Source organism: Cecembia sp. (assembly GCF_007126775.1).
Classification (GTDB): Bacteria; Bacteroidota; Bacteroidia; order Cytophagales; family Cyclobacteriaceae; genus Cecembia.
In genome coordinates, this window is sequence record NZ_SLAP01000120.1 from 1 (window position 1) to 10,534 (window position 10,534).

Annotated in this window: 9 protein-coding genes; all 9 read right to left on the minus strand. The window is 41.4% G+C overall.

Annotation, left to right across the window (positions count from 1 at the left end; genetic code table 11):
- Positions 1-153: 153 nt before the first annotated feature.
- Positions 154-1,221 carry a sensor histidine kinase gene (locus QZT73_RS08170; RefSeq protein WP_291787610.1) on the minus strand — a complete coding sequence of 356 codons (1,068 nt, stop codon included), beginning with the start codon at positions 1,219-1,221 and terminating at the stop codon, positions 154-156.
- Between the two features lie 57 nt (positions 1,222-1,278).
- Entirely contained in the window at positions 1,279-1,578 is a 300-nt protein-coding gene (locus QZT73_RS08175) for a hypothetical protein (RefSeq protein ID WP_291779470.1), read from the minus strand.
- A gap of 31 nt (positions 1,579-1,609) precedes the next feature.
- Positions 1,610-2,104 carry a hypothetical protein gene (locus QZT73_RS08180; protein ID WP_291779473.1) on the minus strand — a complete coding sequence of 165 codons (495 nt, stop codon included), beginning with the start codon at positions 2,102-2,104 and terminating at the stop codon, positions 1,610-1,612.
- Between the two features lie 33 nt (positions 2,105-2,137).
- Positions 2,138-2,695 (minus strand): hypothetical protein, encoded by a 558-nt coding sequence (locus QZT73_RS08185; RefSeq protein ID WP_291779475.1) that lies wholly within the window; start codon positions 2,693-2,695, stop codon positions 2,138-2,140.
- A 74-nt stretch (positions 2,696-2,769) separates the two neighbouring features.
- Entirely contained in the window at positions 2,770-3,426 is a 657-nt protein-coding gene (locus QZT73_RS08190) for a hypothetical protein (protein WP_291787612.1), read from the minus strand.
- Between the two features lie 12 nt (positions 3,427-3,438).
- Positions 3,439-5,604: a TonB-dependent receptor gene (locus QZT73_RS08195; protein WP_291779481.1), complete on the minus strand. Its 2,166-nt coding sequence runs from the start codon at positions 5,602-5,604 to the stop codon at positions 3,439-3,441.
- A gap of 568 nt (positions 5,605-6,172) precedes the next feature.
- A complete protein-coding gene (locus QZT73_RS08200; RefSeq protein WP_291787614.1) occupies positions 6,173-8,698 on the minus strand; it encodes a M14 family metallopeptidase in 2,526 nt (841 codons plus the stop codon).
- 489 nt (positions 8,699-9,187) lie between these two features.
- Positions 9,188-9,394 carry a hypothetical protein gene (locus tag QZT73_RS08205; protein WP_291779487.1) on the minus strand — a complete coding sequence of 69 codons (207 nt, stop codon included), beginning with the start codon at positions 9,392-9,394 and terminating at the stop codon, positions 9,188-9,190.
- 103 nt (positions 9,395-9,497) lie between these two features.
- Entirely contained in the window at positions 9,498-10,109 is a 612-nt protein-coding gene (locus tag QZT73_RS08210; RefSeq protein ID WP_291787616.1) for a Uma2 family endonuclease, read from the minus strand.
- Positions 10,110-10,534: the final 425 nt, after the last annotated feature.

Consider the following 10,534-nt stretch of genomic DNA (forward strand, 5'->3'; position numbering starts at 1 on the left):
ATATCAGGTCGGGCGCAGGGTTGGTTTGCAGCCATTCGATTGCCGATGTAATGCTGTCCAAATGTCCAAAGATATTTGCCACGGGAAGCAATTCCAATGTAAGTTGCTTCAATCTATTGGCAGCAGGTCTTTCATCTTCTATCAAAAGTATGTTCATGCGCCGTTAAGTTTTAGCAGGGGAAGTTCTACGATAAACTCCTTTTCTGTTTCAGTGATTTTTGGACTTTGGTTACTTAAGAGGGCATAACGCTTTTCGATATTGGGTAAGCCGATTCCAGTCTTTGATTCCTCCTTGGTCAATTTGGGCTGAAGAATATTGCTCACAATTAAATTGCTATCCGTTTGTTCAATCATGATTTTGAGTGGTTTTTCCAAACTGGCAATATTGTGTTTGATGGCATTTTCCAATAGCAGTTGAAGAGAAAGAGGCGGGAGGTGATACCCCTTTAACTGATGAACGTCGATGAAATACTCCAAACTACCTTCAAACCTGATTTTTTGAAGGTTTAGGTAGTTCTCTGCAAAACCTATTTCCCTGTCTAAACCTACCAACTCCTCTTGCTGTACCTCCAAAACATAGCGGTAGATTTTGGACAATTGCTGAATAAATTCTGCAGATTTGTCGGCACTTTCATAAACAAGGTTACTCAGTACATTGAGTGAATTGAACAGAAAATGGGGATTCAATTGGTCCTTTAGAGATTGGTACTGGCTGGCGATATTTTCTGATTTAAGCTGTTCTGCTTCAATGGCAGCAGAACGCCACTCATATAACCAAGATCTGGAAATGAAAATAGTAATGATAATTAGGGCTATAAATGTTGGCATCAGGGTATTTTCCAACATTGAGATCCAATTGATATTTGTCAGGTTTACCCCTTCTACTGACATGAGTACATAGAGTACCACCAATATGTAACTGACTATAAAAGAATAAACCATGTAAGAAGCCGCTGTCAAAAAGAGTCTTTTCACCGGCTTTTCGATCCAAGATATTCTTTTGTTATAATACTCCTCTACCTTGAACCCTCCCAAACTTAATGCAGAGGACATTAAAAAAGAAAAAATCCAATCCGGAGCTATGGACAAAATCCCCTCCAAAGACAAAAAGCAAGTTGGGCAGAACAACAACATCAAGGTGGTAGAAATCCCAAAATTCAGTAGGAAAAACCGCTTGGCGGAGTAGAAGATGGTGGCTGATCGGAAAAAATCTTTGCTCATAAAATTTTCCTGAGAGGATGTTTATAATGGGAATATCTGTTTTTTTGCTTTTAAATATTAGTCTTTTTTGGCCTTTGAAGCCAATATTCCCCAACCTCCGGAACCAATCAGAAAACCCAAGGCATAGAAAAACCCGGTATTGTTCACCGCAAACATCACTACTTCCTCATCAAATAAACTGATGGTAAGACTGATTGGAGCGATTATCCCATGCCATATTCCCCAAAGGAATCCATAGGTCTGACCTGTAAGGCATTCATCAACTGGCTCATTTGCCGCACAGGAAGTCATCAAAGTAAGCAGGAAAATTCCCAATAGAATTTTATTGGATTTTAGATTTTTAGGGCTCTTTTTCATTATAAATTGGTTTAGATTTGAAACAACTGATTTATTTATTTCTGGATATTTCTATCATCATTCTACTCCATTTTGCCTTATTGATTCCAAACAATATTCCGCCAACAAGCATCACCCCTGCGGTGGCCAAACCCACCATATTGTAAAATGGCACTTCAGGAATTCGGGTCAACATCTCACTGACAAAAGCGGCATAAAGCCCTATCACAGACCAATATATGAAGGAGAAATGAAGATAAGCCCAATTTTTGATTTGATTGCGCACTAAAATCGGAATCATCCCTAAAATCAGCGGGCAGGAACTGACCACTGCGAAGAAATGAAAAATCCCCCATTTGCCAAATAAGTTATAAAGCATAAAGGCCGTTACCAGCAAAACTACCATGCTTACTACATATAAATAGCCTGTTCTGCTATGGATTTTGCTTCCTTTTGTCATCACCAAAACTGCTGAACCAAAAACCAAAGCCAAAACAGAAGCTATAAAGTGAATCAAACCGATTTGATTGTTAATGAGGTTGTACATGGCTAAAGGGTATTTTAATAAAGTTCTGTGATTTTATTTTTTCAGATTCATTCTAAACCCGACGCTGGCAACAAATCCATTTGAATAAAATGGACTTCCTACGATTTTATCAGCTCTTGCTTGGGAGGTCATGACACCCAATTCCAGGAAGTAATTAAAAGCCGGAGTTGGGAAAAACTCAAAACCAAAAGTTCCGTATGCGCTTAACCTAAAGGATTCCGAAGAAAATCTGTCTGAAGGGATAATTCCAACTAACCCTCCTTCACCATATAGGCGGATACTTTGGCCAACCATTCCGCCAAAACCGACGAAACCCAAGGAGACATTTTGATAGCCGGACCAAACATACTTCCCATCCAAGAGGTGCTCATAGTAAACCTGATTGGCTTTTAGGCGGAAAGCTGCATTTCCATTCAGGATTTCCGGACTTGTCAGATTCAGCCCAAACCCGAAATCATTCTGAAATTGATTTACTTGAAATCCGAAACCTAGACCGGAATTAGGCTTCAATTGCTCTTGGGCCCAAAGCGGAACAGATGCCGATAAGCCAAAAAACAGTCCTATTAAAAGCAGAATTAGTGTGGTTTTCATAGGAATTGTGTATTTCTATATGTTGAATAATCAGAATAAAGACCCTCCTGAAAAAAATCAAGAAGGTCAAGTAATCATTTACAGGTGTTTTTCTTCATTTCTTCAGCCATGGCTTTTCCCCATGTTGGATTCAGATTGCCTTCTTTGGCTTCAGCGGCTTCCTTGGCAAAAAGTGCCAAACTGGCATCTACTAAGCCACATGCCTTTTCAGGACCCTGTCCAAAAAACTGGGCCATACCCATCTCCATTTGCCCCAACATCATGACTGCCCTGGGGTTTTGTCTGTTAAGTTCCACAGCTTTACCAAAAGTCTGCATGGCCAAACTGGACAAATGCTGTCCACGGGAAGCGGGATCTACAGCCAATTCACCCATCGTAATAAAACCTTGCAGTGCTACAACCTCAGAGTTGTTGGGAGAAATTTTGGCTGCTTTTTCCGCATGTTTTTTTGCTTGGTCAAAAAGGGGGTCCTTTACATTTGCTCCACCTTCACTTCGGAATCCTGCATTGGCCAGGGCAAGGGCTGCGTAATAATCCGGTAGCCATTCCTCCTCGGCCATTTGGGCAATTCTGGCAAAACCATTGGCAACTTTTTTGAGGTCTTCTGGACTGGTAGCGGTTTTCATATTTTGAAGCTCTTTGAGCATGGCTTTTTCGTAAGCTTCATTGGATGCATATGTCATCAAGGAAATCAGCATCATCACGATAATGGCAAGACTGTACTTTTTCATAGTTTCTATATTTTATAAGTTGTTTAAATTATTTGCTGTTTTGTCTTTTGAAAGGGTCAGGAATATCCCCAAAAAAAGAAATCTTGGTGCCTGAAGCCGTATTGGATTTCCTTCATATAATCCGTTCTCATTGGGCTCATTGGCATATTGGTAGCCGAAAATATTGTCCCTGCCCAATACATTGGAACAGGCCAAATGAATGATCAGGTTTGGTTTTGGCAGGTAACTCCAACCCAGACTCAGGTCTTGAAAGCTTTTGGTTTTGGCATTCATCTGCCCCGGTAGGTTTGGGTTTTCGTAGGTATAGCCATCATTGGCACTCAGAGAAACCCCCAATTGTGATTTAAGAGAGGAAATAAAATGCTTGACCACTATCGAACCATTGTGACGGGGAGCAAAGCCGGGCTGTACCATTTCGGTGAAATGTGCAAACTTTCTCCTGCTGTCCACAAAACTGTAAGTAACCCAAAAGTCAGTGTTCTTGAAGCTCTTCTGATCCCTGTAAAAAATATCAACCCCACGGGCATAACCTTCCCCATTCTGCTGAATGTTGTCAAATCCCAAAGGCATTGGGAACAATTGGGCCACTTCATAAGTGATGAGATTTTTATAGTCTTTGTAAAATGCTTCTGCCCGAACAGTCCTGCCATTTTTGACCAAAAAGTAATTTAGGATCAAATGGTCTGCACGGGTATTCTGAGTGCTTTGCTCAAGAACCCTTAATTGCTCAACAGGCATTTGGCTGAACTGTCCAGCAGCTAAGGAAAGTTGCCCATCATGGTCAAATTTGTAAGCCAAAGAAATCCGTGGATCCAACCAACTTTGACCAGCCAAGGAACTGTGTCCTGCCCTGATTCCTCCGCGGAATACCAACCTGTTGTTGACATAATAATCCGCTTCTGAAAACAGGATGGAATGATGATCCCTGAAATCCCTTTTCAAATCTTCTGAAATCAAGGCCTCTTCATAGTTGAACAGATAAGATTCAAAACCGGTCTTGACCGAAAACTTCTCCGAAAAACCTTTGATGGCAGCCAATTTGGAATGGACCAATTGGTTTTGGTTTCTCATCTCCATCCGACCGATGTCAAATTTGTCCACATTATTGGAATAAGATATTCCGCCATAATAACTCCAATCGTTTTCCCCTAATTGTCTGAATGATGTTTGGGCAAAAGTGTATTGGTTTTGTACTCCAACCAATTGGCCGCGCTCATCAGAACCAGGTATAGGTTGCCAGATTTTCATCCCGCTTGCTTCTGTATGTGCGTAAGCTTTAATGACTCCGTTTTTTCCCCACTTCTGCCTGCCGGATACCTCTGCATCCCAACCAAAAGGAGCCCTTTCCCAATCAAAATTTTGCTTGATCATTGCTTGGTAAGGAGATAAATCAAAGTAATTGGCTGAAGCTGTCAGGCTGTTTTTTTCTCCTGTCAAGGTTTGTGTGTAACCCCCACCCACTGACATAAAGCTGATATCACCCTGATTTCTTACTGGAAAATCCACCGTGTTCAACGCCAAAGCAGATGAAAGTGCTTGACCGTATTCCGCCGAATAACCTCCCGTACTAAAAAAAGAACCTTTGAATAAATTGGGATTAAATCGGGTCCGGGTCGGTACATTTGAGGCGGTGGTGCCAAAAGCATTTCCAACTTTGAGACCGTCTATAAAAATGGCTGTTTCGGTGGCATCACCTCCACGAACAAACAGCCTCCCGTCATTACCAACATTGGCGGTCCCCGGCAAGGTCTGAAATGCACCGATAATGTCGCCCATCGCAGAGGGTACTGTGACAATATCAACAGGACGTAATACCACGGCTCTTTTTTCATCAGATGCCTCCATTGCCCCTGCTGATATGGTCACAGCGGTCATTTCATTGATGGATTCCTTCAGGATTGGGAAAAATTCAAGCTTGCCTCCTTGTAGGTTGACCTCTATTTCCAAAGCCCTGAAACCCATGGACTGGAATACCAAAATATGGAGGCCACTTTCTTCTACCTCAAGTTTAAAACTCCCGTCGATTTCTGAAGAGGTGCCAGTATACGTGCCTTTCAGGTAAACATTGACCCCTGGAATGGTTTCGGATTTTTGATCCCTGACCTCTCCGGTCAGTAAGGTCTGTGCCCATATCATCGGGCTGATCAAAAGTAAAAAGAAGTAGAATATGGCTTTCATTGATTCAGATATATGCCCAAAAGTCATGAGAAACTTGAGGCATTTAAAATGAATCTGACTGAGTCCTCAAATAAGATGGACCAAGCGTCGAATACAGTTACTGAATTTTTGCAGATCAGGTGCTTGATATTTTTGTGGAAGTCAGTTTAGATGGTTGTCTCATGCATAAAAAAACCTCCTAGATCCATCTAGGAGGTTTTTAAAATTGTGTTTTCTGAAAATCACAGGTTAAACCATTCATTCAACTCCTAACAGAGTTGGAAGGGCCCGATCAATTATTCGCTTTGAAACCCGAGTGGTTACTCGGGGCAAATAACCTGCTGGTATTAGACTCCTACCAGAGTCTTATTTCTTGACTCTAAACTATCACCTCCTATCATAAGGTAGACAAGCTCGCTTCCTATTTGCTCGAACTTTATCTTAGTACATGGTAGATGGTACTTCGTACAAAATCTCCATTTCTACACAGATAGAGTCTAATTTCTTGTTTTTCCAGCCCTGCAACCTGGCTCCTCGCTAAAAAGCTATCAAATAGCTTTTTTTAACGCTCGGCCCTCTCTCGCCTCTATTATTGTCCTACAAAGAAAACCGCATTCGCCACTAACAACTTTCCACTTTCCCAGAAGGAACGGAACATGGGGTTGTCCACCATATAGACAATCTGTCCCCTGCCTTTGGTTTCTACCCCATATACCATAGACTTTGGCATTTTTGGCTTGATCTTGTGGCCGATATAGCCAAAGCGGTAAGCATCATTGCTTGGGATAATGCCTGCATTGACGCCATTATTGAGGTAAGAATAGCGGGAACTGTTGTTTTTCAAGGTGTAGAATTTGCCTCCCAAACCAAATCCAAGTGGATGTGTTTTGTCAAAGGTTACTTCATAAATTGCACCGGCAGCGGCATTGGCAATGGCCAACCTTTCCCTTTCCTGATAAGGTTCTAACCTTTCTACGTTCTGAGTTTCCTTTTGCTCTTTTTCAGCAGCCTTTTTCTCCTCATCTGTATCGTAACGGCTCAGGTCAAAGCCATTTCTATCAGCGAAAGCATTCAATGCATTTTCAATAGCAATGAGTTTGCCACCATTTCTGACCCAGTCTATTACTTTGTCCATATTGCTTTCGTTAAGATAGGAACCCCAGCTAGATGGCAATATGATCACATGGTATTTGGAAAGGTCAAATCTAGACAGATTTTCTGCTTCCAATATGCTGACTGGATAGTCCAACTCCTGCTCAAAGAAATACCATAACTCCCCAAAATTGAGCGAAGAGGTGCCACTTCCACCGAGCAGGGCTACGTTTGGCTTGACGATGGGCCGGACATCTGGCGAACCGAAATCTTTGCCTTTGTCCACATAAGCAGAGTTGCTGGTATGCAGGCTGATCTCAAATGTATTGGCCAGATCTACAACTTTTTTATCATAGTCGGCCACATATTGGTTGCCATTCCTGTGAATAATCAAGGTGCCTGCTGGATAGGACTGACCACCGATTTCAAAGTCAAATTCTGCAAACCTTACCCTGATCCCCTCATTCAATAAAGCTGCTAAATACTTAGCATGCACAGTGGCATGCCAAGGTGCAAGATAAGCTAAAGGTTTACCATCCACCTCGTTGGGTGTAAAAGCAGGTTTTTCAAACTTCTTGGCAGCGTCCAGACGGGTCTCCAAGGCATAAGCCTGCACCCCATAAGCATAAGGCATAGCCCAGCTCGTGATGTCATAAGTGATACTATCCTGTAGGGTAGCCTCGGGTTCAAAAAGCACCTGGGTCAATACCGATTTTGGTTGGTAAGCATTGATGACAATGTCTTTTTCCGTAGTAGAGAAAGTCGCTGTTTTTCCTGTGTTGTAATCCAAGCCCCTCAATCCCGATCGGTTTCCGGCAAAACCATAATGGATTTTATTTTTATCCATTAGGGCCAAAAGGGCTTTCACCCTTTCAGGATTTTGGTCTCCTTTGATCACAAAGCTCTTGTATTTGGCTCTTGGGTTAGTGCTGTTGCTTTTGAAATAATTGCTGAACTCTTCTGCCAGTCTTCCGGCATTTTGGGAGGTAACTTCAATGGCTGAAATACCGGCATAATGCTGATGCTCTATCCTCTCTTTAAGCGTAACTGTATCTCCCAAGGCGTCCAACATACCCAAACCCGCACGTCCTGATCCACCTTTTTCGATGGTCATTCCGATAGCGCCACTGTACATGGGATACGTATCACCATAGGAAGGATAAAGCAGGTCAAACCGTTCTTTTGTGAAATAAAACCAACCATTTTCATCAAAATACCTGGCAGTATTTCTACCATAGATTTCCTGAAACTCATGTTGGAAAGGGGTCAGCTGCTCATGGGTAGGTCGGGCAGCAGGAGCAAAATAGAAGGGGTCGTTGATGCCTTGCTCATGGAAATCCACAAAAAGGTGTGGCATCCACTCATGGTATAGCTTTAGTCTTTGTTCAGATTCAATCTGTGTTTGCCAGGCCCAATCCCTGTTTAAGTCAAGCAGGTAATGATTGGGTCTGCCTCCAGGCCAAGGTTCGAAGTGCTCAATAGACTGAGGGTCCGGTTGTAGCCTTTTGTTCTGTTTTTGGTTGTACCAAACAGTGTATCTATCCTTTCCATCCGGATTGGCACATGGATCAATAATGAGTACCTGATTTTTCAGCCAATCTTTTGATTGTGCATTGTTAGGATCAGCGATCTGCCAAAAAGTTTTCATGGCAGCTTCCGTGCCCACGGCTTCATTGCCGTGCACATTATAGGACATCCAGTTGATGGCGACGGAAGTGCTGGGACTACCTTCTGCCATGCCCGTTCTTTTGAGGTTATCCAAGCGGATATTCTCCAGGTTTCCAATATTTTCTGGGCTGGAAACAATGGCTACAAACAGCGGTCTTTTTTCGTAAGTTTCTCCATAATATACCAATTGAACATTAGGCAATGTGGAGGCCAGGTGTTCGAAATAGTCCACCACCTTATGGTGTGGGGTGAATCTCTCTCCCATTTGGTAGCCTAGAAATTCCTGCGGGCTTTTTTGGGCAAAAACTTGGAAGCTTAATATCAGGCCAAGAATAAGCGTGTATAGTTTCTTCATAGATTTAAATTTTAATTCCGTAAGATAAGGGGATTTGAAGAAGTGGACAAGGCGAATTTTGGGGAAGGAATAAATTGGGGGTGAGGAGATATTTGTAGATATAGATATTCGAACAGGGCCAATGGAATAGAAATACTGTGGAAATAAGGTTGAAATAATGGGGTGGGGGACCTAACGCTAATTTGCCTCATCAAAACATAGATGGATATTCGAGCGTTTGTCTGAATCTAAAAAATATAAGAGGTGAAATATGGATGATTTTCAGTTGATTTTAGAAAGCATTGAAATTATACCTGTAAGCTCTGAGATTGGAACAAAAGCAATTTCCCTAAAATAGAGAAAAAAAATGACCCCGGGAGATGCCCCGATTGCAGCTATAGCAATAACATGCAGCGCGCATTTAATTACAGCAAATAATAAAGATTTTTATTGGATCAAGGGGTTGAAATTAATCAACCCATTAATCCAAAATCTTTGAAAAAAACCAGTTTATTCTTCGTTGTTCCTCACTTTCATCCATAGGACAAGACCGGCAATAGTAAGTACTCCACCTAAAGCGAGAAGCAGGTTGATGTCTCTTTGTGTTTTTTGGGCTTTTTGTAGGTAGGTTGATCCCAAACCATTTTTTGCAATAAAATTTTCAATTTTTTCCAATCGTTCTTCTAATTCTTCTTTTGCTTTTTTCGTTAAATCCATTTTTTTGGTGTTAAATGATAAACAATGTACACTTTAGTATACTGATACAAAAAGCATAAGTTGTGATTTTAGCGATTAATTTGGGTTGGTGAAACGCCTCTAATCACCTAAAATCCCCAAAAAACTCCTCCAAATTCAATTCAAAACCTATAAGAACAGCCGATTTGGCAATATCGCCTATGGTCAGTAAGCGGGAGGCCTGGTATTTTCCATTAACCAAACTGTAAATCAGTAATGTCTGACTTTCGGGATCGACCAACCAATATTCAGTAACGCCCGATTCTTCGTAGACCTCGTACTTGTGTTGAAGCTCCACTTGTTTATTCCCGGGAGAAAGCACTTCCACTACCAAATCGGGTGCACCGATGCAACCCCGATCGTCCAACTTTTCTTCATCACAAATCACGCAGATGTCAGGTTGTACGACGGTATGGATTTTATCATCTTTTTGAGATTTGACAGGAAGTCTGACATCAAAAGGAGCAATATAGGCCTGGCATTTTTTACCTTTTAAAAACAGACTCATTTCTCTAAAAAGAATCCCTGTCAGCCATTGATGGATTCTTCTGGGTGCTGCAGCAGCTTTTTTAAAGATTTTCCCCTTGATCAACTCGACCATTTCCTCCATTTCCCATGTCAGGTAATCTGCATAGGTATAGTTCCCGTAACTCAAGTCGGGTTCTTTTGCCAAAGATTTTTCGACATCCTTTTCCATGCCTAAATTTAATCAAAATGACTCAAAGCGAAAATCTTATGGTGAGCGTTTCCCCAACTTGCTAATAGGCAGATATAATTCAGGCTATGATTATCCCAAACCCGCCAATTCATAAAAATTCTCTGGGCTTATGACTTTGAACGCTGATTCCGGATAAGTTTCCTGAAAGATTTTTGGGAATTTGGATTTGTTGTGAGGGTTGTATTTGAATATAACTTCATGAATTTAGTTAAAAACTTGAAGTTGAGTTCATAAATTTGGCTAAAATTATGAATTTTAGTATCAGTTGAGGAAAATTGAAATGATAACCACATGAAAGTGAAAAAGGATAATCACTATTTTTACAGTTCTGAAATTTTCATTTTGACTGTGTCAGGCCTTTTCATCCTATTCATGCAAAGTTGTAGCAATAAAGACAGTTCCGA